Source organism: Rhodococcus sp. 21391, assembly GCF_016772255.1.
In the GTDB taxonomy this organism is placed as follows: domain Bacteria; phylum Actinomycetota; class Actinomycetes; order Mycobacteriales; family Mycobacteriaceae; genus Rhodococcus_F; species Rhodococcus_F opacus.
On sequence record NZ_CP063781.1, the window covers coordinates 6,537,551 to 6,561,641 of the forward strand.

Sequence of the window (24,091 nt, forward strand, 5' to 3'; positions counted from 1 at the left end):
TATCGATCACGATCCCGTGGACCCGCACCGTCGCTATTCGTGCTGCGGATAGACCCTTTTCAGTTCGGTCTCGTCGGCTCGCCCGCAGCCGAATTGGCCGATGACTTGCCAGAGCCGTTCCGTGAAACGAGTTGGGCACATCCCGAAGTTGACGAGGGTCTCCTCCTCCGGGGGGCCGCCGAATGGTGCCCAGGCCCGGGCGAAGTCGAGGATGTCGTCGATCTCTTTGCCCGGTCTCGGCTGCCGGGCGCGGTGTCGTTCGGCTTCTCGTCGTCGATCGCGCCACCGACGGTAACGCCGGACGTCCACCTCGAACTGATCCGATTTCTGCGCAGGCACGGCTAGGTGGCCTTGCCGGGCTGGATCGGACTGTTGCTCACTTCGTCGGGCGGAACCGACAGTTCGGCGTCCACGTCGGTGGTGCCCAGCTGGGCAAAGAGATCGGGATCGCGTCGCGCGAGCCGCGCACCGAGCACCAGCCCGATCGCCAGGCTTACCGGTGTGACGGCGACGAGGACGGTGTTCACGGCGGGTCCCGCGGCCGTGAGCAAGTCCATCTTGGCCACGATCAACCACGTCGCGTAGCTCAACATGGCGAGGGCTGCTGCCGGCGCTACCCGCACCCTCCACACCGAATGCCCGCGGCGATCCCGCCAGAAGAATGCGAGTACGGCTGCGGCTGCCATGGCCTGGAGTACGACGATGCCGACGACGCCGGGCGAATTCACCCAGAGCAGGAGCTGAAGGTAGGGGTCGGCGCCGGCGAGCGCGAATCCGACGATCACGACCATCGCAAGCAGACTTTGCACGGCGCTCGCCACGTACGGCGACTTGTAGACCGGGTGCAGTCTGCCGAGGACCCGGGGCAGTACGTGCTCGCGCGACAGCGCGAAGGCGTAGCGGGTGATCGCGTTGTGGAAAGCGAGCAGGCTGGCGAGGATGCTCGTGATGATCAGCAGTTCCATGAGCGTGCTCCCCCAGCCGCCGACGTAGTTCTCGATGGCGTCGAAGTACATGGCGGCGGGATCGGAGGCTGCGAGCGCGAGCGCCTGATCCGGGCCGAAGGCCTGGATGATGATCCACACCATGAAGGCGTAGAAGAGGCCGAGGAATGCGACCGCCAGGTAGGTCGCCCGGGGGATCGTCCGGGAGGGATCTTTCGCTTCCTCCCGATACAGGGCGGTCGCTTCGAACCCGATGAACGCGGCGAACGCCAGGGTCAGCACCCCACCCAGGCCGGGGCTGAAGACGTGGGCGGGAGCGAACGACTCGGCGCCGAGCCCCTCGGCGCCGCCCCGGAGAAGGACGGCGGCCGCGAGCAGGACGAGGATCCCCGTCTCAGCGGAGAGCAGCAGGATCAGGAACCGTGCGCCGACATGGACCGACCGCGACCCCAGGAACCAGACGAGCCCGACGCCGATCAGCGACCACAGTCCCCACGGAAGATTCAATCCGACCAGATCCGCCATGGTGGACTGGGTGAAATACCCGAGGGCGCCGAAGATCCCGATCTCGAGGGCGTTGTAGGAGACGAGGGCGAGGACCGCGGCCGCGAGGCCCCAGCGGGGGCCGAGTCCGATCGAGATGTACGAGTAGAACGCTCCCGCGTTGTGGATGTACTTGCTCATCGCGGTGAAGCCGATCGCGAACACGCCCAGCGCGAGTCCGGCCAGGATGTACCCGCCGGGCGCCCCGATTCCCGCGACGTTCAGGGCCAGGGGAGCCACCCCCGCCATCACCAGCAACGGCGCGGCGGCCGCCACGACGAAGAACACGATGCCGGAGGTGCCGAGGGCGCCGCCTTCCAGCTGCGTGCCGGAGGCGGGTCCGGGTGCGGATTTCTTCATGAGGGACTTCTCCAGTCAGGGCAAGGGCGCGGCGGCGGGGAAACCGGGGGCGCGGATACGCGACGAGGTTCTAATCGAATGTGTTTCGATTAGACTAGAGTGTTGTGACCGGCGCCACAAGGGCATAATCGAATGAATTTCGATTGGAGAGGTGGGTGCACCGATGGGCAGACCTCGCGTCGCACGCCTGGACCGCGAACGCATCGCGGAGGCGGCGCTCGAACTGGTCGATCGTGACGGCGACTTCAGAATGCCGGACCTCGCCCGGCACCTGAACGTGCAGGTGTCGTCGATCTATCACCATGCCAAAGGCCGCGCGGCCGTCGTCGAACTGGTTCGCCACCGCGTCGTCCGGGAAATCGACGGATCGGCCTTCGAGCGCCTGCCCTGGGATGAGGCCTTCTCCGAATGGGCCCGGTCGTATCGGGCAGCGTTCAGCAGGCACCCCACCGCCATCCGCCTCCTGGCCACCGAGACGGTGCGCGATCCCGGCTCGCTCTCGGTGTACCACTCGGCGGCGGCCGGACTGCGCGGCGCCGGCTTCCCGGACGACCACATCATGGCCGTCATCACCGCCGCGGAGAATTTTCTCCTCGGGGCCGCCCTGGACGCGGCCGCGCCGGAGGTCATGATCGAAGCGGATTCGACGACGACCGACGACGCCCTGACGCGGGCGCTTGCCGCCGCACCCCGCGGCCCGGAGAGGGCCGAGCAGGCGTTCGAACTCGGCCTGGCGGCCCTGCTGGCGGGCTTTCACCACCTCCTGCAGGAATGCGGCGCGGTGCAGCGGTAGCGCCGAACCTCAGTGAACCTGCGTGCCGCCCAACCAGGTTCGGGTCACGGCAAGCTCACTGAGCGCCTGCGTGGACGACAGGTCGTAGGGGTCGACCGGCAGCTGAATCATGTCGGCCCGCATTCCCGGCCGGAGGCAGCCCCACAGGTTCTCCTCGAATCCCTGATAGGCGACGCCGGCCGAGTATGCGGCGAGGGCCCGTTCGAGGCCGACGCGTTCGCGCGGCAACCATCCTTCGGTCGGTACGCCGGACGGGGTCTGGCGGTGAATCGCGGTGGCAATTCCCTTGATCGGCTCGTAGGCGGTGATGGGCCAGTCACTGCCGAAGGCCACCCGTGCACCTCGCTCGGTGAGGGTTCCGATGCGATACTGCTGCGCGCTTCGTTCGGCCCCGATCCGCGGAATCGTCAATTCCGTCATCAGGGCGTCGAGCTGGGCCCACAGCGGCTGGAAGTTGGCGACCGCCCCGAGGGACGTGAACCGGTCGAGGTCGTCACCGTCGACCAACTGCAGATGCGCGATCGTGGCGCGCCGATCACGCGGACCGTTGCTGCGGTCGACGTGCTCGATCGCATCGAGCGCCATGCGCACCCCGGCGTCGCCGATGGCATGGATGTGGATCTGGAACCCGAGCCGGTCCACTTCGGCCGCAGCCCGAGACAGTTCGTCCGTCGTCCAGTTGCTGATGCCGTGGGAGTGCGGACAGTCCGTGTAGGGCGCGAGAAGCGCTGCCGTACCGGCCTCGATCACCCCGTCGGCGAAGAACTTGACCGTTCCCGCCCTGATCGCGTCGCCGCCCCGTTCCTCGACCTTCCGCCGCGCCAGTACGAACGCCTCCAAGTCGGCCTCCCAGGTCTCCGGGGTGGCACGAAACGCGAGGTTGGCACGGGTCGACAGCCTCCCGCGGTCCGCGGCGGTCAACCAGACCTCGACGTCGTCGAGTTCGGTCCACGCGTCCTGCACCCACGTGATGCCCGCGGCGGCCAGCATCTTCGACACCGTCGCCAGCGCATCGACCCGATCGTCGAGGGTCACCTCCGGCACCAGCGCGAGAACCGGATTGATCGCTCCCCATTCACGCAGGGTGCCGAGCAGCTCACCGTCGGCGGTCCGCACGATCTCTCCGCCTGCCGGATCCGGGGTGTCCCGGGTCAGTCCGGCACACCGCAGCGCCGCACTGTTGACCCACGCGGTGTGATGGTCCATCGTGCGCAGGACCACCGGCCGGTCCGGCACCACACTGTCGAGCCACCGGGCCTCGAAGCGCCCGCCCTCGGCGAGCGTCGGAGAAACCCCGTCGCCGAATACGCAACCGGCTCCGGGATTCTCGTCCGCCCACCGGCGCACCTCGCGCAGGACCTCGTCGACGCTGCCGCAGTCGCGGATCGAGGCGCCGCGCAGACCGAGCCCGCCCATCAGCGGGTGGACGTGCCCGTCGCCGAACGACGGCAACAACGCGCCCCCACGCAGGTCGATCAACTTGGTGCGGCTCGACTGCATGGCACGAGCCCGCTCCCCCAGCGCGACCACGCGCCCGCCGGCCACGGCGAGCGCGTCGGTGACAGGACTGTCGGGATGACCGGTGCGCACCGTGCCTCCGACGACGAGCAGTTCGGCGTCCACGGCACCTCCTTCAAATAATCGAATATGATTCGATTAAGCTAGGCCGCGCCCGGGCCTGCGTCAAGAGTTGCTTGGTCGCGGGGCGGAAACCCGGAGTTCAGCTGCCCCTCTTGCGAATCGTAGACCGGTCGTATACAACTGGTGCACAGCCTTTTCGTGATCGGCTTCACAGTCGGATGAAGGCAAGAAAAAGCGGGCTCGGCAGCTGTTGGAGCAGCCACCGAGCCCAGGCAGCACCATCTGCGCGACCGTTCGAGTCGCCTACTTGGAGGTAGGCGCAAGGACGTGCAGTTCGTCACGTAGCGACGATTCGACCTAGGAGTCGACTATGGCAACCGCCAACAACAAATCTATCAATCGCAGACCCCACACCAGTCTGCCCGTCATTGCAGGTTCGAGCCTCGCCGGTACCGCAGTCGAGTGGTACGACTTCTTCCTGTACGGAACAGCGGCGGCGCTGGTGTTCAACAAGCTGTTCTTCCCCACCGAAGATCCCCTGGTGGGCACCATGCTCGCGTTCGCCACCTACGCCGTCGGCTTCGTGGCGCGCCCCCTCGGCGCCGCGGTACTCGGGCACTACGGGGACGTCAAAGGCAGGCGGGCCACCCTGATCGCCAGCCTGATGCTGATGGGCGTGTCGACCTTCCTCATCGCCTTCCTGCCCACGTACGCGTCCATCGGCGTCGCCGCACCGTTGATCCTCGTGCTTCTGCGGCTGGTGCAGGGCTTCGCCCTCGGTGGCGAATGGGGTGGCGCAGTCCTGCTGGTCTCCGAACACGGCGATTCGAAGAGGCGGGCGTTCTGGTCCGCCTGGCCCAATCTCGGTCCGCCGCTGGGCAACCTGCTGGCGGCCGGGGTGCTGGCTGTCCTCGGCTCCACGCTGTCGGAAGACGCGTTCCTGTCCTGGGGATGGCGGATCGCCTTCGGGCTGTCTGCACTGCTGGTGATCATCGGTCTGGTGCTGCGGCTGTACGTCGCGGAGACCCCGCTTTTCGAGCAGTCCCGGGACACCGCGACCGCCGAGAAGAAGGGCATGCCGCTCGCCGCGGCCGTCCGGGGACACTGGCGCCAGATCCTCCTCGCGGCCTTCACCCGCTTCGGCGAGAACGCCGGCTTCTACATCTTCTCGCTGTTCGTCATCACCTACATCACCCAGATCCTCGAACTCGAGCGCAGCACCGGATTGAACGCCGTCATGATCGGCATGGTCGTCGCCCTGGTGACGATCCCGATGTTCGCCGTGCTCGCCGACCGGATCGGCCGGCGACCGATCTACATCGGCGCGTCCGCGGCCACCATCGTGTGGGCGTTCGTGTTCTTCGCTCTGCTGGACACGAAGAATCCGGCGGCGATCACCCTCGCGGTGGCGGTGGGACTGCTGATCTTCGCGGCCTACAGCGCCGTGATCGGCGCGTTCTTCTCCGAACTGTTTCCCACCGAGGTCCGGTACTCCGGAGTGTCGCTGGCCTACAACCTCGCGTCCGTCCTTGCCGGCTCGCTGGCCCCGATCATCGCGATCGCGCTCTACACCCGGTTCGGCACCGGATACGCCATCGGTGCCTATCTCGCAGCTATGGGAGTCATCTCCCTGATCGCCTCACTTCTCGCGCGGGAAACGCAGGCCGTGGATCTCGCGGCCGTGGGCGACGAGGCGATCTCCCGGACACTGGAAACGCCGGCGTCCGTCCACCACTGACTCTCCTCGAAGGGGCAAGCCATGACGACATCGAAGACCACCGGGGCAACGGCACCGGAGCTGGCCTACGAGTGGCTGAAGAACACCATCATCACCCTGCCCCGCGACGAGGAGATGTTTCTGTCCGAGGCGCAGGTCGCCGCGTCCTCCGGAATTTCCCGAACCCCGGTGCGCGAGGCGCTGTTACGCCTCGAGGCCGAAGGCTTCATCCGGCGCGTGCCCCACAAGGGCGCCTTCATTCCGGCGTTGTCCGACAGCGACGTCGAAGCCATCATGCAGGCCCGCCGGGTGGTCGAGGAATGGTCGGTCACCGAAGTGGCGCCCCAGCCGGGCCTGGTACCGGATCGGCTCCGGATTCTCCTGGACCTCCAGGAGAACGACACCGACCCGGTCGACTTCATCGCGCACGACCTCGAATTCCACACGGCCATCATCCGTGCGGCCGGCAACCCACTGATGAACAACTTCTACAGCTCACTGCGGGACCGTCAGATGCGGATGGGTATCCGCATCGTCATGGCCGATGAAACCCGCAAGAAGCAGGTTCTCGTCGAGCACCGCGCCATCGCCGACGCGATCGCGGCAGGTGATCCGCAGGCCGCGGTACAGGCGGTGCGGGAACACCTCGACACCACCCTGCGGTCCATGAAACGGCCGAACATCTAACGGCACGAAGGAAACCCATGAAGATAGCCCTGGCTCAACTGGCGAGCCCCGATTCCGAGACCCCCGCGCATCGACTCGAGCGCGTACGCAACCTCCTGACCGGGCTCGCCGAGCGCGTCGACCTGATCGTTCTGCCCGAGCTGTGGCGCGTCGGATACAACCACTTCGACGACTACTCGACAGCTGCGGAAACCCTCGGCGGCGGTACCGTTCAGGTTCTGGCAGCCGTCGCCGTCGAACGGCAGTGCTACATCCACGCCGGCAGCATCGTCGAACAGGGTGAAGAGGGCAGACTGCGCAACACGGCGGTCCTGATCGGCCCGGACGGACAGATCCACCACCACTACAGCAAAGTTCACGTGTTCGGATACGACTCCCTCGAAGCGCAGCTCCTGCAGCCGGGGACGCAGATCCACACCACCGACACGCCCTTCGGCCCGATCGCCGCCACCACCTGCTACGACCTGCGGTTCCCCGGATTGTGGACCGAATTGGTCGCCGCCGGAGCGCAACTCGTCATCGTGCCCGCCGCGTGGCCGAAGGCCCGCAAGGAGCACTGGCGGCTGCTGACCTCCGCCCGCGCCGTCGACAACCAGGTCTTCGTGATCGCGTGCAACGCCACCGGCACCCACAACTCCGTCGAACTCGGCGGGCACAGCCGGATCGTCGACCCGTGGGGGACGGTGATCGCCGAGGCGGATTCGTCCGAGGGCATCACCATCGCCGAGATCGACCCCGCCGTGGTCGACCGCACCCGCGCCGAGTTCCCCGTCCTGAGGGACCGGCTCGACGACTACAGCTTCCTCAACCGCAGAAGGGTCCTTTCATGACCGGCGCCACCACGGAGGTGCTCACCTTCGAAACCCTCGATTCCTCCGAGATCCTGCAATTCGGCGACGGCCGAACCCTGGTCGCCGGGTACACCGGCCGCGACGAAGCAGCGGTGCAACATCACATCGACGAGCTCGCCGCCATCGGAGTCGCACCGCCGGCACAGGTGCCGATGTTCTACCCCGTCGAGATCGCGACGATCACGACCGCGTCGCAGGCCCCCCTCACCGGCGCGCACACCTCCGGCGAGGTCGAGCCGGTGATCCTGCGGCACCGCGGGCGGTACTACCTCGGTGTCGGCTCCGATCACACCGACCGCCAACTCGAGACCGTCGACATCGGTGACTCGAAGCGGGCGTGCCCGAAGCCGGTAGGCCCGGCCGTCGTCGAGATCGCGGACTGGTCGTCGTTCGACTGGGACGCGTGCCGGGCCCGCTCGTGGGTCGACGGGGTCCTGTATCAGGACGGAACCCTGGCCAATCTCCGTACACCGCAAAACCTTCTGCAGATCTTCGCCGACCGGATCGGCGACACCGGCGAGGACCTGCTCTGCTTCGCAGGCACCCTGCCGCTGCTCGACGGCAAGTTCACCCCCGGTCACCGGTGGGACCTCGAACTCACCCTGCCCGACGGCCGAACCCTGACCCACTCCTACACCACCGAAGGACACTGACATGCGCACCGGAGCCGACTACCTGGCCTCCCTGAACGACGGGCGCGTAGTGCTCGTCGACGGGGAGAAGATCGACGACGTCACCACCCATCCGGCTTTCGCGCCAGTGACCCCGACGATTGCCGAGATGTTCGATCTGGCCGCGGACGAGGCCAACGGCATGCAGTACGTCGCACCCGAAACCGGGAACGCGGCCAATCGGGTGTTCTCGATTCCCCGGTCGCGGGAGGAGCTCGCGCAGCGGCGGGAGGCGATCGAGCGGTGGGCGAAGCACACGCACGGCTGGATCGGCCGTAGCCCCGACCATGTGGGGACGTTCCTCGCCGCGTTCGCGGCGCATCCCGAGGTGTTCGCAGCCGAGGGTGGGCACGACTTCGGGGCGAACGTGTCCGAGTTGTACCGGCGGCTGCTCGACGAGAACCTCTACGTCTCGTACGCGATCATCCCGCCACAGGTCTCACGCGCGACGACGGCGTCGGGCTGGGAGGGTGAGTACCTGCAGGCCGGCGTGGTCGAGGAAACCACCGAGGGTCTGGTCATCCGTGGTTCGCAGATGCTCGCCACCGGCGGGGCGATCGCCGACGAAATCTTCGTCTCGTGCATCAAGCCGCTCGGCCCGGACGACAAGGACTTCGCCGTCGGGTTCGTGGTCCCGACCAACGCCCCCGGTCTCAAGCAGTACGTGCGCCGCCCGTACATCCCGGCCGCGACGAGCTCGTTCGACTACCCCCTGACCTGCCGCTACGACGAGCCCGACTCGCTCCTCGTCTTCGACGACGTCCTCGTGCCGTGGGATCGAGTATTCGTCGACCGCGACACCACCGGCGTCCGCCGGCAGTTCTTCGAGACCGGGGCCCACGTTCTCGGCAACTGGCAGGCTCAGATCCGCTTCGCGACGAAGCTGGAATTCATTGCCGGCGTGGCGCGCCGGGTCACGCAGGTCAACGGGGTGGACAAGATCCCCAGCGTTCAGGAGAAGCTCGGCGAACTCGCCGCACTCGTCAGCGGAGTCCGTTCCGCGGTGCTGGCCGCCGAGTACACCGCCGAGCCGGATTCGGCCGGGATGTGGCTGCCGGGCAGGCAGGCGCTGTACGGGTCGATGGGCCTGCAGTCGGAAATCTACCCGCGGGTGATCGCGATCCTGCGCGACCTCGTCGGCGGCGGTGTGCTGCAACTCCCGTCGAGCGTCAAGGATCTCACCAGTCCGCTGACGTCCCGGGACATCGAGCACTACGTCCAGTCCCCCGGTGTGCCGTCCGAGGAGCGCGTCAAGCTCTTCAAGCTGGCCTGGGACATCATCGGATCCGAATTCGCCGGACGACACCAGCAGTACGAGATGTTCTACGCCGGTGCCCCTTTCGTGGTGAAGGGCGCATACACGTACCGCAACTACGACTACGACAGCGCCGTCGCGGCAGTGCAGCAGTTCACCGACGGCTACAAAGCGGAAAGCGAGTAAACCCTCATGGCCAAACCCGAATTCGAATTCTTCCCGGTCACCGACGTCGAGTGGACGGTATGTCCGGGTGACGATCCGAAGATCACCGAACGCATCCTCGCCAAGGACCCGGAAGGAAACGTCGCCACCCGGATCCTGCGCTACGAACCCGGCGCCGACTCGACACCGATGGGCGTGCAGAAACACGACTTCTGGGAGGAGGTCTACATCCTCGCGGGGTCGTTCACCGACCTGACCCTCGGCGAGACGTTCACCGCGGGAATGTACGCCTGCCGGCCGCCCGGCATGCCGCACGGCCCCTGGAGCACGGACGAGGGCGTCGTCACCTTCGAAGTCCGGTACCACAGTAAGTAGGCCCACGATGACCCTTCCGGCATTCCACGCCCCCACCCCGACGGACATGCGACGAAGCATGGGCCGGTTCACCACCGGCGTCGCCGTCGTCAGCGCCAACGACGGCGACGGCAGCCCCAGTGCCATGACGATCAGCTCCCTGACCTCGATCAGCCTGGACCCGGCGATCCTGCTCGTCTCGCTCACCCACGGCTCCCGCACCACCGAGGCCGTGGAAGCCGCGGGCTCGTTCGCCGTCTCCGTCCTCGGCTCCCGTCAGGAAGCTCTCGCCCGCCGCTTCGCCACACGGGGCGGCGCCCGATTCGACGACCTGCCCTGCGATCGCAGCCGCTCGGGTCTGCCGCTGATCAAAGATGCTCTGGCCCAGCTCGAATGCAGGGTCCACAGCGCCCACGACATCGGCGACCACCGCGTGTTCTACGGCGAAGTCACCGACATGCGCTGTCGGGAGGGCACCGGCCTGGTGTTCTACTCGGGGCGGTTCGGCGACTTCCACGACTTCGGTCACGACGAGGTTCCCTGGTTGTTCTGATCCGGCCGAACGTGCTCGCCGGCGCATCACCGACGGTGCGCCGGCGAGCACGTGCATTTCGCCGTCCTCGGCATGACTACCGGGTGGAGCCCCGCACGACGAGGCGTCCGTGGAGGTGTCCCGGGGGGACCGGCCGGTCAGAGTTGTCGAGGCGGTTGACCAGCAGTGTGACGGCTACGCGGGCAAGGTGTTCGGGCTTCAGGTCCACCGAGGTGATGGGGGGAACGGCGGATCGGGTGTGCTCCGAGTCGGAGCCGCCGACGATCTGCACGTCGCCGGGGACGTCGAATCCTCGTTCCCGGACCCGCGCGAGCACCCCCGCCGCGTGCCGGCCGGTGAGGCAGTACACCGCGTCGGGTGGATCGCTCCGGTCGAACAGTTCGTCCGCGGCGTCGCGTCCGCCGGCCTCACCCGTGGTCTCGGGCCGGATGGCGACCTGAGCGTCCTGACCGCGTGTCGCTGCCCACGCTCGGTAGGCGGCCTCGGCGCCCAGGTTCCACGAATTGGGATCGGTTCCGGCAACGAGAGCCACTCGCGTCGCCCCCGCGTCCTCGAGGTGCTGCAGCACTCGGTCGGTCATGAGTTCGGTGTCGGTGTCGAGCCAGGCGTCGTACGCGGCCCTCGCCGGATCCTTGCCGACGGACAGGAACGGCACACCCTCCCCGAGGAGCATCTCGATGAGGGGGTCGTTCGTGACGGGTTCCGTGATCAGGAACCCGTCGCAGGCGAGGGCGGCGGCCGGGGACTCGTCGCGCGTCGGATCGGATACCAGCATGAGGCCGTATCCGAAATCCATCGCGGCCAGGGCCGCCGAACCCGCGAACCGCAGGAAGTAGTCGACCCCCTCGGGGAGAGACGAATCCAGTGTCTCGAGTGGCCGGAGCACGAGGGCGAGCACGCCGAGACGGTTGCTCCGCAGGCTCCTCGCCACCACGTCCGGTCGGTAGCCGAGGGATTTTGCGGCCGAGCGGACACGCTCGCGCGTCGCGGTGGCGACGACGCCCTTGCCGCTGAACGTGTGCGACACCGTCGTGGTCGACACCCCCGCGTGCCGTGCCACGTCGGCGATGGTGGGCCGCGATCGCTTCTCCGTCACGCAGTCAGGCTACCAACAGCGCAACCTGCACCAAATCGATTTGTAAATTCGCTGTCACGCTTCTTGTCCAAATCGATTTGGTTCCGTACGGTGACCGAGGTCACGCCAGATCGGCGATTGCGCCCACCAGCCGCACATCCGTGCTCATCTATCCGGAGGACCCCATGGCATCGACAAAAGCAGACCCGCGCGCGGTGACGCCCGGCGAAACACCGCCGGCCGACCGCGCCGGGCGGGTGGAGACACACGGCATCGACTTCATCCCCGACAGCGAACGGCACGGCCGCGCCCGGGACCTGTTCGCGGTGTGGGCGGCGCCCAACGTGAGCTACCTGGCCCTGGTCGTCGGCGGCGCACTGATCCTGATGGGCCTGTCCTTCTGGCAGGCGCTGGCGGTGATCGTGGCCGGCAACCTGTTCTCGATCCTCACCGGAATCGTCGCCGCCAGCGGACCCGCGTCGGGCACGCCCAGCGAGGTGATCACGCGGGCGATCTTCGGCATCCGCGGCAACCGGGTGAACATTCTCGTGACCAGCTGGTTCATCAGCGTCTGCTACCTGGCGCTGAACTGGGCGGCCGCGTCGTACACGGCCTTCCGGCTCGTCGAACGGTTCGGGATCGACGCGACCACCCCCGTCAAGGTCGTCGTCATCCTGGCGATCGCCACCGTCACGCTGGCCATCGGCGTGTACGGGCACGCCACGATCGTGCGGCTCTACCAGCCGCTGGCCCTGGTGCTGACGTCGATCTTCGTGGTGATGGCCGGATACGTCCTCGGCAACGCCGACTGGGGCTACCAGCCGACGGAGGCACTCCACGGAATCGGACTGTGGGCGACGGTGGCCGCGGGTGTGTCGATCGTGGCGTCGGCCCCGCTGTCCTACACCAACAGCGCGGACTTCGCCCGCTTCGCCGGTGTCGGTCACCGCCTGGACGGCGCTCGGCGCGTTCGTCCCCAGCGTGTTGTTCACCGCGCTCGGCGCACTCGCCGGCACCGGACTCGACATGGCCGACCCGCAGATCGCACTCGAGGCCATCCTCCCCTCCTGGTTCACGCCGATCTTCCTGCTCGCCGTCATCGTCGGCACCATCGCCAACAACGCGATGACCGCATACAGTTCCGGGCTCGCGCTGCAATCGGTCGGGCTGCGCCTGCGACGCTCGCGCAGCGTCCTCCTCGACGGCTCGATGGGCGTCGCCATGACGCTGTACGCCCTGCTCGTCTCCAACTTCCTCGACACCGTCAGCAACATGATGCAGCTCGTCGTGACCGTGATGGGTCCCGTGATGGCCGTCTACGTCGCCGACGTCCTGTGGCGCCGCAACCGCTACGACGGCCTCGGGCTCGGCGACGAAACCAGCAGCAGCCCCTACTGGTACAGCGGTGGGTTGACGTCCTCTCGGCCGTGAACGACCGAGAATCCCCTCGAGACTCGCGTCCCGAGGTTCCTGTTTCACCGACAGTCGCCACCCCGCACGTTATGTGCGAGGTGGTCTCACACCGTCTCCGCAGGCTGCCACCGTCAGTCCGACGGCCAAAATGTTCCTTGCCGCGTTCACGTCGCGGTCGTGGACGACGCCGCATCGGCACGTCCACTCCCGCACGTTCAGCGGCATCGTCGACGCGATCGCCCCACACACCGAGCAGGTCTTCGACGACGGACAGAACCGATCGATCACCACCACCCGCCGCCCGTACCAGTCGGCCTTGTACTCGAGCATCGACCGGAACTCGGACCACCCCGCATCCGAGATCACCCGAGACAACGACCGATTCTTGACCATGTTCCGCACACTCAGATCCTCGATGGCGATCACTTGGTTTTCGCGCACCAGCCGAGTGGAGAGCTTGTGCAGATAATCGCGACGCCGATCGGCGATCCGACCATGAATCTTCGCGACCTTCAGTCGGGCCTTGGCCCGGTTCCGGGATCCCTTCTGCTTCTTGGCCAGCACCCGCTGCGCCTTCGCCAACCGCTCACGATCCGTGCGCTCATGACGCGGGTTTATGGTCTTCTCCCCCGTCGAGAGCGTGTAGAGGCTCGTAATCCCGGCGTCGAGCCCGACCACCCGATCGACCGGCTCGAGCTCGGTGATCGTGTCCTCGACGAGGATCGAAACATGGTACTGGCCACGAGCATTGCGCGACACCGTCACCTGCGACGGCACGGCCCCCTCCGGCAGCGGCCTCGACCACCGAATATCCAGGGGTTCGGACTGCTTGGCCAACCGGAGCTGTCCATCCCTGAAAATGAAGCAGTTCGAGTAGTAGGTCGCCGAATCCTTCGACCGCCCCTTCTTCTTGAACTGCGGGTAGCGGGACTGTTTGCGCCAGAACCTCTCGAACGCGCCCTGCAACTGCCGCAGCGATTCCTGCAACGGCCCCTTCGACGGCTCCGCCAACCACTCCGTCTCGGCATCCCGCTTCCATCCGGTGAGCATCTTCGAGGTATCCGCATAGGTCACCCGCCGCCGCTCCTGCGACCAGGCACGCGACCGCTCCGCCAACGCCCGGTTGTAGACATACCGGGTGCACCCGAACGTCCGAGCAAGCTGTTCCGCCTGCACCGCAGACGGATAGAAGCGAAACTTGAACGCCCGCTTCACCACCCTCCCCGCCATAACCCAGACACTAGCCACACAGTCCGACAAAACCAGATCGGCTATCCCGGACCTGAAGGACAGGGTTTGCGCCGAGAGACTCACGGATCAATTGCTCCACAGCTTTATTCACACAATCTGGATAACGAGGACGATCATGACCGAATCCACCACTGCCCGCCCTCACGTCTGCGTCGACGACACCCGGCCGCACGAACGCGGCATCGCCCGCGGCACGCAGCTGCGCACCGACCTGCCTGCGTCCGTGGAACTGTATCTGCGCCTGTTCGACACGGTCGGCGTCACCGAGTCCCGCACCCGCGACAGCGCGCACCGCCTCGCGGATGTCCTGGCGGCGTGGAGCCCCCGGTACCTCGAGGAGATCGAAGGCATCGCGGCCGGCGCCGGGCTCGAGCCCTGGCACGTGATGGCGCTCAACGGCCGGACGGAGATCCTGTCGCAGGCAACCGCGGCCCGTCCCGGCGAGTGCTCCACCATCGCCTACGCACCCGCGGATCGTCCGTCGGCGCCGTTCGGCGTCCAGACCTGGGACTGGCACGAGGAATTGGACCCGTACTGGCACACCCATCAGGTGCGCGGAACCCGCCACAGTTACGTGGGGCTGACCGAGCACGGCATCCTCGGCAAGATCGGCATGAACAGCGCGGGTCTCGGAATCTTCTTCAACATCCTCGGCCACCGCGACGACGCACCGGCCGGGGTGCCCGTGCACGTCCTGTCGGCGGCGGTCCTCGTTGAAGCCGGAACCGTCGACGAAGCCCTCGAACTGCTGCGCTCGGCACCGATCGCCACCTCGGGCGCATTGACCCTGCTCGACCCGGACACCGTCGCTTGTGCCGAGGTCAGCCCCGTCGGCGTCGCGACGCTCCGCCCGAGCGGCGGATTCCTGACGCACACCAACCACTTCCTCGACCCGGCCAACGCCGCCCGCGAGAAGACCGGTCTGTACGAGCCGGACTCGCAGGACCGCTACGGTCTGATCGCCTCACGGCAGCAGCGGTACGCCGAGCCGGCCGTCGCCGATCACCTCGTCGAGTACCTGTATTCCGATCCGGGGCAGCCCCAGCTGTGCTGCGTCCCCGCCCCGGACGCCGTCTTCGGTCAGCGCTGGGCCACCCTCGCGACAGTGCTGCTCGAACCCGGGCACCGCCGCGCCCGCATCCTCGCCGGCACACCGATCGACGCCCGCCGACGGGCATGGACCACACTCGACGCCACCGAGCCCGCGTGTGTCGTCGGCGGGTGACACGGCGGCCTGTCCCGGGCACGTGAGCGGCAAAGCGTGTGCCCGCACTCTTTCCCACTCACCTGGGTCAGGACACCAGATTCGCTGAGGCCCAGTCCATGTGCGTCTGAATCGCTTTGGCCGCTTCGTCGGCGTCGCCGGTTTCGATGGCGTCGACGATGGCGCTGTGGCGGCCGACGTCCATGTTGCCGACGGCGCGGTCGAGGCCGGCGAACATGATCGACATCCGGATCGATCCTTCGAGGGAGATCCACGAGTGCAGGAGTGTGTCGTTACCGGTCAGGGAGCACATGGTGCGGTGAAAGTTCAGGTCGGCCTCGATGCGGGCTTCGAGGACGGCGGTGTCCATGACGTCGAGGGCGGCGCGCAGTTCCGCGATGACGGTGGTGCGGTCGGCCAGGCCGGCGAGTTCCCGGACGGCCAGCGCCTCGAGTGCGGCGCGGACGGCGAAGATGTCGCGGATCTCCTTGGAATCGAGGTGCCGGACGTACAGCCGGCCCCGCGCGCCGGCGGAGATCAACCCCTCCTGCTGGAGTTGCCGCATCGCCTCGCGGAGCGTGCCGCGGCTGATCTGCAGCATCTCGGACAGTTCGGTCTCCACGAGCGGGCTGCTCGGCGCCAGCTCCCCGCTGGTGATCGCGACCCGCAGGGCGGCGACGGCTTGCTGACGGAGGCTGGTCTTCTCCAGCCCGAGCAGTGCGGCGGGTTGTCCGGCCATGGGTGCCTCCGTGGGGTCAGCGATCAACTGTCAACAGCGGTCTGTTGACAGCAATCTGTTGACAGCCATCGTACGGCCCGCGCCGCCCGGGCTGCGGCGTGGGCCGTACGCGCTGGTCATGCCAGTTCGCCCAGAACCTTGGCGACGATCCGGTCCGTGCTCAGGCCGTACCGCTCGTGCAGGGTGGGCAGGGCACCGGCGTCGAGGAACTGGTCGGGGAGAGCGATCGGCACGATCCGCTTGCCGAGCCCGGCCGTGACGACGGCGGCGGCCACCGTCTCGAAGAGACCGCCGATCACGGTGTGGTTCTCCAGGGTGACCACCAGGCGGTCGGTGTTCACCTCCGCGAGGACGGTCTCGGCGTCGAACGGTTTGATCGTCGGCGTGTGGACGACCGCGACGTCGACGTTGTGCGCGGCGAGTCGGTCGGCGGCCTGCAGCGCGCGCATCGTCATCAGGCCACTGGTGACGAACACGACGTCGTTGCCGCCGCGGAGCACCTTGGCCTTGCCGAGTTCGAACGTGTAGTCGTACTCGTCGAGCACGGTCGCGACCTTCCCCCGCAGCAGCCGCAGGTAGGTGGGACCGTCGGAGGCGGCGAGCTGCGGGACGGCCTGTTCGATGTCGATCGAGTCGCACGGGTCGACGATGGTGAGGTTGGGGATGCCCCGGAAGATGGCCATGTCCTCGGTGGCCTGATGGCTGGGCCCGTAGCCGGTGGTCAGTCCGGGGAGCCCACCGATGATGTTGACGTTGAGGTTCGGTTCGGCGATGTCGAGGCACAGGAAGTCGTAGGCGCGGCGCGCAGCGAACACCGAATACGTGGACGCGAACGGCACCAGGCCGGTCTCGGCCATCCCGGCGGCGGCTCCGAGCAGCAGCTGTTCGGCCATCCCCATCTGGAAGAACCGGTCGGGGAACTCCTGCGCGAAGATGTGCATGTCGGTGTACTTGGCGAGGTCGGCGGACAGGCCGACGATCTTGTCGTTCTCCCGGGCGGCCTTCACCAGGGCGTGTCCGAACGGTGCGGACGTCGTCTTCTGCCCCTCGTCGACGAACGACGCGATCATGGCCGACGTCTTGAGCTTGGGCTTGCTGGCGGTGGTCATGTCAGGCGTCCTTGTGGTCGAAGCCGGCGGTGAGCTGGTCGCGGCAGATCTGCCACTCGTGTTCGTCGATGCGCATGAAGTGCGCCTTCTCCCGGGTCTCGAGCAGGGGCACGCCCTTCCCGACGCGGGTGTCGCAGAGGATGATCGACGGCTTGCCGTCGGATTCGGCGGCGGCGTGGTCGAACGCGCGCACCAGTGCGGTGACGTCGTTGCCGTCGACGCGTTCGACGTGCCACCCGCAGGCCGCCCACTTGTCGTGCACGGGTTCGGTGCTCAGCACCGTCGAGGTCGCACCGTCGGCTTGGAGGGCGTTGATGTCGACCATCGCGGTGAGATTGCCGAGCCGGTGGTGATGGGCGCCCATGGCCGCCTCCCACGTCGAACCCTCGTCGAGTTCGCCGTCGGAGAGGAAGTTGAAGACACGGGCGGTGGAATGCTGGTGACGCAGCCCGAGTGCCATCCCGACCGCGATGGTGAGACCGTGGCCGAGGGAGCCGCCGGAAATTTCCATGCCGGGGGTGTACGTGGACATCGCCGACATCGGGAGCCGGGAGTCGTCGGAGCCGTAGGTTTCCAGTTCGCTGCGGGGGATGATTCCGGCCTCGGCGAGCGCGGCGTAGTGGCCGATGGCGTAGTGGCCGGTGGACAGAAGGAACCGGTCTCGGCCCTCCCATGCGGGATCGTCTGCGCGGTAACGTAGTTGGTCGGCGTAGACGGTGGCGAAGATGTCGGCGGCTCCGAGCGCCTGCCCGACGTATCCCTGGCCCTGTTCCTCACCCATGTCGAGGACGTTGTGCCGCATGCGGTAGGCGAACTGTTCGACGTTCGCGATGCGCGACGCGTCACTGGTCGTGTCTTCGGCCGCGGTGGTGGCGGTTGTGGTGGTCACAGGAGTTCCTTTTCCTTGCGGATCGTGGGCGTGGTGCCGGTGGACGTCGGCGCGTCGACGCTTTTGGAATCGGCGCGCGCCGCAGCCTCGGCGGCGAGGCGCCGTTCGGTGGGTCCCCAGGTCTCCCTGGTGATCAACGCCGCCCACAGTCCGATCAGGGCGTACGTGCTGAACAGCAGCGCCGGCCCCCACCAGCCGAAGGAGACGAACAGCAATGTGGTGACGAAGGGCGTGAAGCCGGAGACCATCGCCGAGATCTGATAGGCGAGGGACGCTCCCGAGGCGCGGCGTGAGGCGTCGAAGAGTTCGGGGAACCACGCACCCTGCGCTCCCGCCATCGAATTCTGGCAGACCGCGTAGGCGATCACGATGGTGGCGATGACCAGGATGAACAGGCCGGTGTTGACCAGAAGGAACATCGGGATTCCGAACAGTGCCGCGAAGGCGCAGGACGCGATGTAGAGGGGGCGTCGTCCGATACGGTCGGTGAGTCGGGCCCAGGCGACGGTGGCGAAGATGCCGATTGCGGACGCGATGCAGAGGGCGACAAGGGTTTCGGACTTCCCGGCGAGACCCTGGTTGTGCAGGTAGGAGATCATGTAGGTGATCGACACCGCGTAACCGGCCGTCTCGGCGACTCGAAGGCCGATGCCGCGCAGAATGTTTCGCCAGTCGTATTTGATGGATTCGAGTACCGGGGACTTGACGATGTCGCCCTCGTTCTTGACGTCCTCGAAGACTGGGGACTCGGGCACCTTCGACCTGATGACCAGGCCGACCATCACCAGGACGATGCTGGCGAGGAACGGCACCCGCCAGGCCCAGTCGCCGCCGAGGTGCACGCTGAACAGGAACACCAGATTCGCCAGCAGCAGTCCGACGGGGAAGCCGGCCTGCACGATGCCGGTGAACTTGCCCTTGGACTTCCAGGGGGCGTGCTCGTAGCTCATCAGGATCGCACCGCCCCACTCGGCGCCGAACGCGAGGCCCTGGACGACGCGGACGAGGACCAGCAGCACCGGCGCGATGAGCCCCACCTGCGAATAGGTGGGCAGCAGGCCGATCGCGAAGGTCGCGAGACCCATCGCGATCAGCGACGCCACCAGCACGGGCTTGCGGCCCAGCTTGTCTCCGAGATGTCCGCCGAGCACCCCGCCGAGCGGGCGCGCCGCAAAGCCGACACCCAGCGTCGCGAACGCGGCGAGTGTTCCGGTGACCGGGTCGGCGCCCGGGAAGAAGGCGGTACCGAAGTACAGCGCGGCGGCCGTGCCGAAGCCGATGAAGTCGTACGTCTCGATGACGGCACCCACCGAGGAGCCGATTGCTACGCGCTTCGCGTCCTTGGTGCCATGGACAGGACCTCGCATCCTGAGTGTTTCGGTACTCATGGGGACTCCTCTTCGAGCTGCCGGTTTCTACGATTGCCGCCGATTTGTTGACTGTCAACAGTGCGGTTCCAACAGTGTGATCCGAGCCACGTCGATATGTCAACCGTTACCCGCCGACGGTTGACTGTTAACAGTTGATCGGCTTACTGTGGTGGCAGTCACCTACCGCGCCGTCGACCTCCCTGTTCTCCACCGCATCGGACGGGACGCGCGATTCCAGCAACACGAGGAGCGATCATGTCGTCCATTCAGCGCACCGCCGTCATCACCGGCGCCACCTCCGAGCACGGGATCGGTCTCGCCACCGCCCGCCGCTACGCCGAAGAGGGCTGGGCGATCGTCGTTCTCGACCTCGACGGGGAGAAGTCCGCGAAGGTCGCCGCCGAGATCGGCAACGAGTTCGGGGTACCGGCCTTCGGTCACGACATCGACGTCGCCGACGAGAACTCGGTCCAGCGGGCGCACGACGGTGTCGCCGCCGAAGTCGCCGGCGGCAACCTCCCCGCTGTGGGTGCGCTCGCGAACATCGCCGGCATCACCTCGCCGGTGCCGTTCCTCGAGACCACGCTGGAACTGTGGAACAAGGTGATGGCGGTCAACGCCACCGGCACCTACCTCGTCACCCGCGCGTTCCTGCCGGCCATGATCGACAACGGCTGGGGGCGTGTGGTGAACATGTCGTCCGTTTCCGCCCAGCGGGGTGGCGGCGTCTTCGGCAAGGTGCCCTACTCGTCCGCCAAAGCCGCGGTTCTCGGTTTCACCAAGTCACTCGCACGGGAACTCGGTGACAGCGGAGTCACCGTCAACGCCGTCACCCCCGGTGCGGTCGACACCAGCATCCGCGTGGGCAGCACCGCCGAACAGGAAGCCGCACTCTGCCGCGACATCCCCCTCGGCCGGGTCGCGACCACCACCGAGGTCGCCGCCGTCATCACCTTCCTGTCCTCGCAGGACGCCGCGTACCTCACCGGCACCACCGTCGACATCAACGGCGGCAGCCACCTGCACTGAGTCGGTGCAGCCACCGCGGTGGACGGTACCCACCGTCCACCGCCCGAATCCCCGGGACACCCGATGATCGACCACACGACAATTCACGACCTACCCACCACCGCAGCCGAACGCTGGGGATGGCGGTACCGCGCCCACTGCCGCACCACCGAGCCCGCCGCCTTCTTCGCTCCGGACGGCGAACGACGCGGCGCCCGGATCCGGCGTGAACGACGCGCCAAACAGATCTGCAACGGGTGCGTCGTCGCCCGGCAATGCCGAGCACACGCAACCGAACACCGCGAAACCCACGGAATATGGGGCGGCACCACCGAAACCGACCGGCGCCGAGCCGGCCGGGCGCGATAGGTTCGAAAAAGATTTCGGCGAGTGTGTCGATCCATGTCACTCCCCGTTCGACCTGAGGATGAGAAGGTCCAAGAGGGACCCCGACATCCAAGGAGACGGAACCATGAAGTACATGCTGATCATGCGCGCCACCGACGAGACCTTCGCGGCGTCCCAGGACGTTGATTTCACCGAGATCATGGAAGCGATGGGCAAGTTCAACGACGAGATGATCCGCGCCGGCGTGCTGCTCGCGGCCGAGGGTCTGGACCCCGACCCCGAATCGGGTGTGGTGGTCGACTACTCCTCGGAAACACCTGTCGTGACCGACGGCCCCTACGGCGAGACGAAGGAGTTGTTCGGCGGCTTCTGGATGCTCAATGTCGCGTCGAAGGAGGAGGCTGTCGAGTGGGCCAAGCGTGCCCCGATGGCTGGTCCCGGTTCCAAAGCAGAGATCCGCCGGGTCGCGACGATCGACGAGTTCCCGCAGGACAACGTGTGGATCCAGAAGGAGCGGGCGTGGCGCGAAGCGACCGGTCAGCTCTGAGCGGATCGACGGGTGACGGCCACACCAACCGTGAGGCCGTCGCCGCCGTCTGGCGGATCGAGTCGGCACGGATCGTCGGTGCGCTCGCGCGGTACACCGGCGATTTCGCGCTGGCCGAGGACCTCGCCCAGGAGGCGCTGGCCGAGGCACTCGTGAGCTGGCCACGCGACGGTATCCCCCACAACCCCGCGGGATGGTTGCTCACCGTCGGCCGGCGCCGCGCGATCGACGCGTTCCGTCGGCGCTCCGCCCTCGACGAGAGGTACGCCGTCCTCGCTCACGACCTGAGCGAGGGCGGCGCCGTCTCGGGCAGCGGGCCCGCCGATCCGGCCCGGGGCACCGGGGACGTGCTGTGGGATCCGGACCAGATCGACGACGACATGCTGGCGTTGATGTTCATCTCCTGCCACCCCGTGCTGTCACGGGAGGCGAGGGTCGCGCTCACCCTGCGGGTGGTCGGCGGTCTGACGAGCGACGAGATCGCGAAGGTGTTCCTCGTGCCGACCGCGACCGTGCAGGCCCGGATCACCCGGGCGAAGAAGACCCTCGGGGCGGCCCGGGTGCCGTTCGAAGTGCCGCCCGCCGCTGAGCGGACCGGGCGACTCGGCTCGGTGCTCAGCGTGATCTACCTGATCTTCACCGAAGGGTCCTCGGCCAGCTCCGGTGACGATCTGATCCGCCTCGACCTCGCGAGCGAGGCGCAGCGCCTCGCTCGGGTGCTGGCTCGGCTGGTACCCGACGAGCCGGAGGTGCACGGTCTGCTGGCGCTGCTCGAACTGACCGCGGCGCGGTTCCCGGCGCGCACCGGGGCGGACGGCGAGCCGGTGCTGCTCGAGGACCAGGACCGCCGCCGCTGGGACCGCACCGCGATCCGCCGGGGACGCGCCGCCCTCGCCCGCGCGGAGCAGGTCGGCCGCGGGCTGGGCGCCTACGGCCTGCAGGCGGCGATCGCCGAATGTCATGCCGTCGCGCCGTCCGTCGACGCGACGAACTGGGAGCGGATCGTCCTCATCTACGAGGCACTCGGTCGGCTCGCGCCGTCACCGGTGATCGACCTCAACCGGGCGGTGGCGGTCTCCATGGCCCAGGGACCGGCCGCGGCGCTGCCGATCGTGGACGAGCTGGTGGCCGCCCAGGCGCTGTCGAATTCGCACCTGCTGCCGAGCGTTCGCGGCGAACTGCTCACCCGCCTGGGACGCACCGACGAGGCGCGCACCGAATTCGAGGCGGCCGTGCGGTTGTGCGGCAACGAACGCGAGCGGACGGTGCTGGGGCGTAAGCTCGCCGACCTCCGCTGACGAGCAACGACCGGTTGACCTAGACGGGTGAGGCAAGCGCGGCGTGACGGTACGCCGTCGTCTCGAAGTCCAGGTAGCCGCCGAACGACACGGGATCGGCGAACGGCAGGACCTGGGTGGCCCAGTACCCGGCGATTCCGTTGCGACGATCGATCCAGTAGTACGAGTTGGCGAGCCCGGCCCACCCGAGCGACCCCCGGGGCCGGCCGGTGGGTGCGTCCTCTTCGTTCACCATGAACGTGTACGCCCACGACTTACGCTGTCCGGGAAAGAATTCGGCGTCGTTGGTGAGGGCGGGTATCACGGCAGGCAGCATCCCGACCTCTTGTCCCTCGAGGCCGTTGCACACGGCGGCCTGCACGGTGTCGGCCCGCAGCACTCGGCCACCGGGGGCGTCTCCGTCGTTCAGCCACATCCGCAGGAACTTCAGGTAGTCGCCCACCGTGGAGTAGAGGCCGTGCCCGCCCATGTCGATCTCGGGAGCCTGCGGCAGCACCAGATCCAAGGGAGTGAGCCGGCCGTCCTCCTCCCGCTGGTGAATGGTCGCGCGCCGGGCCGCCATCGATCCGGTCAGGGTGAAAGCTGTGTCGTGCATGCCGAGGGGCGCGAACACCCGCTCGGCCATCACCTCGCCGAGCCGCTTGCCGCGGATCGCCTCGACCACCTGGCCGGCCCAGTCGATGTTCGTCCCGTACTGCCACTTCTCGCCCGGATCGAAGAGCAACGGCGTGGTCAGCGACGCCCGGGTCGCGGTGATCACGCCGGGCTGGTCGTGCTCCACACCCAACCGGTTGTAGGTCTCGTCGAAGAAGTCGTACCCGAACCCGGCGGTGTGCAACAACAGCATCCGCGTGGTGATGTCCCGCTTCGGCGCCCTCAGCACCGGATCGCCGTGGGCGTCGAATCCCTCGATGACCTGAATGTCACCGAGCTCCGGAACGTATTCGCGGGCCGGCGCGTCGAGGTCGAGCAGACCCTCCTCGGCGCATTGCAGCACAGTGGTCCCGGTGATCGCCTTCGTGGTGGAGAAGATCGCGAAGACGGTGTCGGCGGTCATCGGCTCGCGATCGGCCAGGGACCGCACCCCGGCGGAACCCTCGAACACCGTGCGGTCACGATCGGTCACCATCGCCACCACTCCGGGCACGCGCGGCGCATCATCCTCGGTCACGCTGTCGAGAACCTTGCCGAGCGCGGCGTTGAGATCGGACATCCCACTCTCCTGTCGTGTCTGTGGTCACTGATCGAACGTGACGTTATGACCGGGTGGCGGGTGGCGACGTCTCAGATCGGCACAGCACGTCTCGGTTCGGCACAATCCGGGTGGCGGGCGTCACAGTTGCGCTGCGACCAGGTGTGGCACCGA

The 24,091-nt window shown here is 67.4% G+C and carries 23 protein-coding genes and 1 pseudogene; 15 read left to right on the top strand and 9 right to left on the bottom strand.

What is annotated here, in order from left to right; genetic code table 11:
* Positions 1–39: 39 nt before the first annotated feature.
* The gene (locus GO592_RS30260; protein WP_172649609.1) at positions 40–345 is read left to right on the top strand and encodes a hypothetical protein; all 306 of its coding nucleotides are present in this window, start codon (positions 40–42) and stop codon (positions 343–345) included.
* Here the strand turns inward: GO592_RS30260 and GO592_RS30265 are convergent.
* Positions 342–1,847 (bottom strand): APC family permease, encoded by a 1,506-nt coding sequence (locus tag GO592_RS30265; protein ID WP_007296218.1) that lies wholly within the window; start codon positions 1,845–1,847, stop codon positions 342–344. The two genes, GO592_RS30260 and GO592_RS30265, sit on opposite strands and share 4 nt — an antisense overlap.
* 163 nt (positions 1,848–2,010) lie before the next feature.
* Between GO592_RS30265 and GO592_RS30270 the strand changes: the two genes are divergently transcribed.
* Positions 2,011–2,640 carry a TetR/AcrR family transcriptional regulator gene (locus GO592_RS30270; protein ID WP_007296219.1) on the top strand — a complete coding sequence of 210 codons (630 nt, stop codon included), beginning with the start codon at positions 2,011–2,013 and terminating at the stop codon, positions 2,638–2,640.
* A 9-nt stretch (positions 2,641–2,649) separates the two neighbouring features.
* Here GO592_RS30270 and GO592_RS30275 read toward each other — a convergent pair whose 3' ends face one another.
* Entirely contained in the window at positions 2,650–4,263 is a 1,614-nt protein-coding gene (locus GO592_RS30275) for an amidohydrolase (RefSeq protein WP_007296220.1), read from the bottom strand.
* A gap of 328 nt (positions 4,264–4,591) precedes the next feature.
* Between GO592_RS30275 and GO592_RS30280 the strand changes: the two genes are divergently transcribed.
* Genes GO592_RS30280 through GO592_RS30310 form a run of 7 tightly spaced genes read left to right on the top strand, consistent with a single transcriptional unit; the run spans position 4,592 to position 10,474 of the window.
* A complete protein-coding gene (locus tag GO592_RS30280) occupies positions 4,592–5,959 on the top strand; it encodes an MFS transporter (RefSeq protein ID WP_007296221.1) in 1,368 nt (455 codons plus the stop codon).
* A 21-nt stretch (positions 5,960–5,980) separates the two neighbouring features.
* Positions 5,981–6,625: a GntR family transcriptional regulator gene (locus GO592_RS30285; RefSeq protein WP_007296222.1), complete on the top strand. Its 645-nt coding sequence runs from the start codon at positions 5,981–5,983 to the stop codon at positions 6,623–6,625.
* A gap of 17 nt (positions 6,626–6,642) precedes the next feature.
* On the top strand, positions 6,643–7,455 hold the full coding sequence (locus tag GO592_RS30290; protein ID WP_007296223.1) for a carbon-nitrogen family hydrolase: 813 nt from the start codon (positions 6,643–6,645) through the stop codon (positions 7,453–7,455).
* Positions 7,452–8,129 (top strand): DUF2848 domain-containing protein, encoded by a 678-nt coding sequence (locus GO592_RS30295; protein WP_007296224.1) that lies wholly within the window; start codon positions 7,452–7,454, stop codon positions 8,127–8,129. Before GO592_RS30290 ends, GO592_RS30295 begins: the two co-directional genes overlap by 4 nt.
* Position 8,130: 1 nt before the next feature.
* On the top strand, positions 8,131–9,588 hold the full coding sequence (locus tag GO592_RS30300; RefSeq protein ID WP_007296225.1) for a pyrrole-2-carboxylate monooxygenase subunit: 1,458 nt from the start codon (positions 8,131–8,133) through the stop codon (positions 9,586–9,588).
* Between the two features lie 6 nt (positions 9,589–9,594).
* Positions 9,595–9,942, top strand: a complete 348-nt coding sequence (locus GO592_RS30305; RefSeq protein WP_007296226.1) for a cupin domain-containing protein — start codon at positions 9,595–9,597, stop codon at positions 9,940–9,942.
* Positions 9,943–9,949: 7 nt separating this feature from the next.
* Positions 9,950–10,474: a flavin reductase family protein gene (locus tag GO592_RS30310; protein WP_039950640.1), complete on the top strand. Its 525-nt coding sequence runs from the start codon at positions 9,950–9,952 to the stop codon at positions 10,472–10,474.
* A 76-nt stretch (positions 10,475–10,550) separates the two neighbouring features.
* On the opposite strand, the gene GO592_RS30315 is transcribed toward GO592_RS30310, so the two are convergent.
* Positions 10,551–11,570: a LacI family DNA-binding transcriptional regulator gene (locus GO592_RS30315; RefSeq protein WP_039950641.1), complete on the bottom strand. Its 1,020-nt coding sequence runs from the start codon at positions 11,568–11,570 to the stop codon at positions 10,551–10,553.
* A 164-nt stretch (positions 11,571–11,734) separates the two neighbouring features.
* Here GO592_RS30315 and GO592_RS30320 point away from each other — a divergent pair.
* Positions 11,735–12,980, top strand: a pseudogene (locus tag GO592_RS30320) (purine-cytosine permease family protein).
* A gap of 69 nt (positions 12,981–13,049) precedes the next feature.
* Here GO592_RS30320 and GO592_RS30325 read toward each other — a convergent pair.
* Positions 13,050–14,192 carry an RNA-guided endonuclease InsQ/TnpB family protein gene (locus tag GO592_RS30325; protein WP_039950643.1) on the bottom strand — a complete coding sequence of 381 codons (1,143 nt, stop codon included), beginning with the start codon at positions 14,190–14,192 and terminating at the stop codon, positions 13,050–13,052.
* Positions 14,193–14,328: 136 nt separating this feature from the next.
* Between GO592_RS30325 and GO592_RS30330 the strand changes: the two genes are divergently transcribed.
* Positions 14,329–15,438: a C45 family autoproteolytic acyltransferase/hydolase gene (locus GO592_RS30330; protein ID WP_007296230.1), complete on the top strand. Its 1,110-nt coding sequence runs from the start codon at positions 14,329–14,331 to the stop codon at positions 15,436–15,438.
* A 67-nt stretch (positions 15,439–15,505) separates the two neighbouring features.
* Here GO592_RS30330 and GO592_RS30335 read toward each other — a convergent pair whose 3' ends face one another.
* The 4 genes from GO592_RS30335 to GO592_RS30350 all read right to left on the bottom strand — a co-directional run bounded on the left by GO592_RS30335 (position 15,506) and on the right by GO592_RS30350 (position 19,542).
* Positions 15,506–16,156, bottom strand: coding sequence for a GntR family transcriptional regulator (locus tag GO592_RS30335; protein WP_005237856.1), 651 nt, complete (start codon positions 16,154–16,156; stop codon positions 15,506–15,508).
* A gap of 116 nt (positions 16,157–16,272) precedes the next feature.
* Positions 16,273–17,265, bottom strand: coding sequence for a transketolase family protein (locus GO592_RS30340; protein WP_007296231.1), 993 nt, complete (start codon positions 17,263–17,265; stop codon positions 16,273–16,275).
* A 1-nt stretch (position 17,266) separates the two neighbouring features.
* Positions 17,267–18,154, bottom strand: a complete 888-nt coding sequence (locus GO592_RS30345) for a transketolase (protein WP_007296232.1) — start codon at positions 18,152–18,154, stop codon at positions 17,267–17,269.
* A complete protein-coding gene (locus GO592_RS30350; RefSeq protein WP_007296233.1) occupies positions 18,151–19,542 on the bottom strand; it encodes an MFS transporter in 1,392 nt (463 codons plus the stop codon). Before GO592_RS30350 ends, GO592_RS30345 begins: the two co-directional genes overlap by 4 nt.
* 237 nt (positions 19,543–19,779) lie before the next feature.
* On the opposite strand from GO592_RS30350, the gene GO592_RS30355 reads away from it, so the two are divergent.
* The 4 genes from GO592_RS30355 to GO592_RS30370 all read left to right on the top strand — a co-directional run bounded on the left by GO592_RS30355 (position 19,780) and on the right by GO592_RS30370 (position 22,725).
* Positions 19,780–20,553 carry an SDR family NAD(P)-dependent oxidoreductase gene (locus GO592_RS30355; RefSeq protein WP_007296234.1) on the top strand — a complete coding sequence of 258 codons (774 nt, stop codon included), beginning with the start codon at positions 19,780–19,782 and terminating at the stop codon, positions 20,551–20,553.
* Between the two features lie 18 nt (positions 20,554–20,571).
* Positions 20,572–20,901, top strand: a complete 330-nt coding sequence (locus GO592_RS30360) for a WhiB family transcriptional regulator (protein WP_007296235.1) — start codon at positions 20,572–20,574, stop codon at positions 20,899–20,901.
* A 103-nt stretch (positions 20,902–21,004) separates the two neighbouring features.
* Positions 21,005–21,427, top strand: coding sequence for a YciI family protein (locus GO592_RS30365; RefSeq protein WP_007296236.1), 423 nt, complete (start codon positions 21,005–21,007; stop codon positions 21,425–21,427).
* Entirely contained in the window at positions 21,400–22,725 is a 1,326-nt protein-coding gene (locus GO592_RS30370) for an RNA polymerase sigma factor (RefSeq protein ID WP_007296237.1), read from the top strand. Before GO592_RS30365 ends, GO592_RS30370 begins: the two co-directional genes overlap by 28 nt.
* A 19-nt stretch (positions 22,726–22,744) precedes the next feature.
* On the opposite strand, the gene GO592_RS30375 is transcribed toward GO592_RS30370, so the two are convergent.
* Positions 22,745–23,938 carry a serine hydrolase domain-containing protein gene (locus GO592_RS30375; protein WP_007296238.1) on the bottom strand — a complete coding sequence of 398 codons (1,194 nt, stop codon included), beginning with the start codon at positions 23,936–23,938 and terminating at the stop codon, positions 22,745–22,747.
* Positions 23,939–24,091: the final 153 nt, after the last annotated feature.

What these genes read in the sequence shown, in the direction of transcription:
- GO592_RS30305 (WP_007296226.1), top strand. Translation starts at nt 9,595, where the DNA reads ATGGCCAAACCCGAATTCGAATTCTTCCCGGTCACCGACGTCGAGTGG.
- GO592_RS30355 (WP_007296234.1), top strand. Translation starts at nt 19,780, where the DNA reads ATGTCGTCCATTCAGCGCACCGCCGTCATCACCGGCGCCACCTCCGAG.
- GO592_RS30270 (WP_007296219.1), top strand. Translation starts at nt 2,011, where the DNA reads ATGGGCAGACCTCGCGTCGCACGCCTGGACCGCGAACGCATCGCGGAG.
- GO592_RS30350 (WP_007296233.1), bottom strand. Translation starts at nt 19,542, where the DNA reads ATGAGTACCGAAACACTCAGGATGCGAGGTCCTGTCCATGGCACCAAG.
- GO592_RS30280 (WP_007296221.1), top strand. Translation starts at nt 4,592, where the DNA reads ATGGCAACCGCCAACAACAAATCTATCAATCGCAGACCCCACACCAGT.
- GO592_RS30295 (WP_007296224.1), top strand. Translation starts at nt 7,452, where the DNA reads ATGACCGGCGCCACCACGGAGGTGCTCACCTTCGAAACCCTCGATTCC.
- GO592_RS30330 (WP_007296230.1), top strand. Translation starts at nt 14,329, where the DNA reads ATGACCGAATCCACCACTGCCCGCCCTCACGTCTGCGTCGACGACACC.
- GO592_RS30290 (WP_007296223.1), top strand. Translation starts at nt 6,643, where the DNA reads ATGAAGATAGCCCTGGCTCAACTGGCGAGCCCCGATTCCGAGACCCCC.
- GO592_RS30365 (WP_007296236.1), top strand. Translation starts at nt 21,005, where the DNA reads ATGAAGTACATGCTGATCATGCGCGCCACCGACGAGACCTTCGCGGCG.
- GO592_RS30340 (WP_007296231.1), bottom strand. Translation starts at nt 17,265, where the DNA reads ATGACCACCGCCAGCAAGCCCAAGCTCAAGACGTCGGCCATGATCGCG.
- GO592_RS30300 (WP_007296225.1), top strand. Translation starts at nt 8,131, where the DNA reads ATGCGCACCGGAGCCGACTACCTGGCCTCCCTGAACGACGGGCGCGTA.
- GO592_RS30325 (WP_039950643.1), bottom strand. Translation starts at nt 14,192, where the DNA reads ATGGCGGGGAGGGTGGTGAAGCGGGCGTTCAAGTTTCGCTTCTATCCG.
- GO592_RS30335 (WP_005237856.1), bottom strand. Translation starts at nt 16,156, where the DNA reads ATGGCCGGACAACCCGCCGCACTGCTCGGGCTGGAGAAGACCAGCCTC.
- GO592_RS30375 (WP_007296238.1), bottom strand. Translation starts at nt 23,938, where the DNA reads ATGTCCGATCTCAACGCCGCGCTCGGCAAGGTTCTCGACAGCGTGACC.
- GO592_RS30285 (WP_007296222.1), top strand. Translation starts at nt 5,981, where the DNA reads ATGACGACATCGAAGACCACCGGGGCAACGGCACCGGAGCTGGCCTAC.
- GO592_RS30310 (WP_039950640.1), top strand. Translation starts at nt 9,950, where the DNA reads ATGACCCTTCCGGCATTCCACGCCCCCACCCCGACGGACATGCGACGA.
- GO592_RS30265 (WP_007296218.1), bottom strand. Translation starts at nt 1,847, where the DNA reads ATGAAGAAATCCGCACCCGGACCCGCCTCCGGCACGCAGCTGGAAGGC.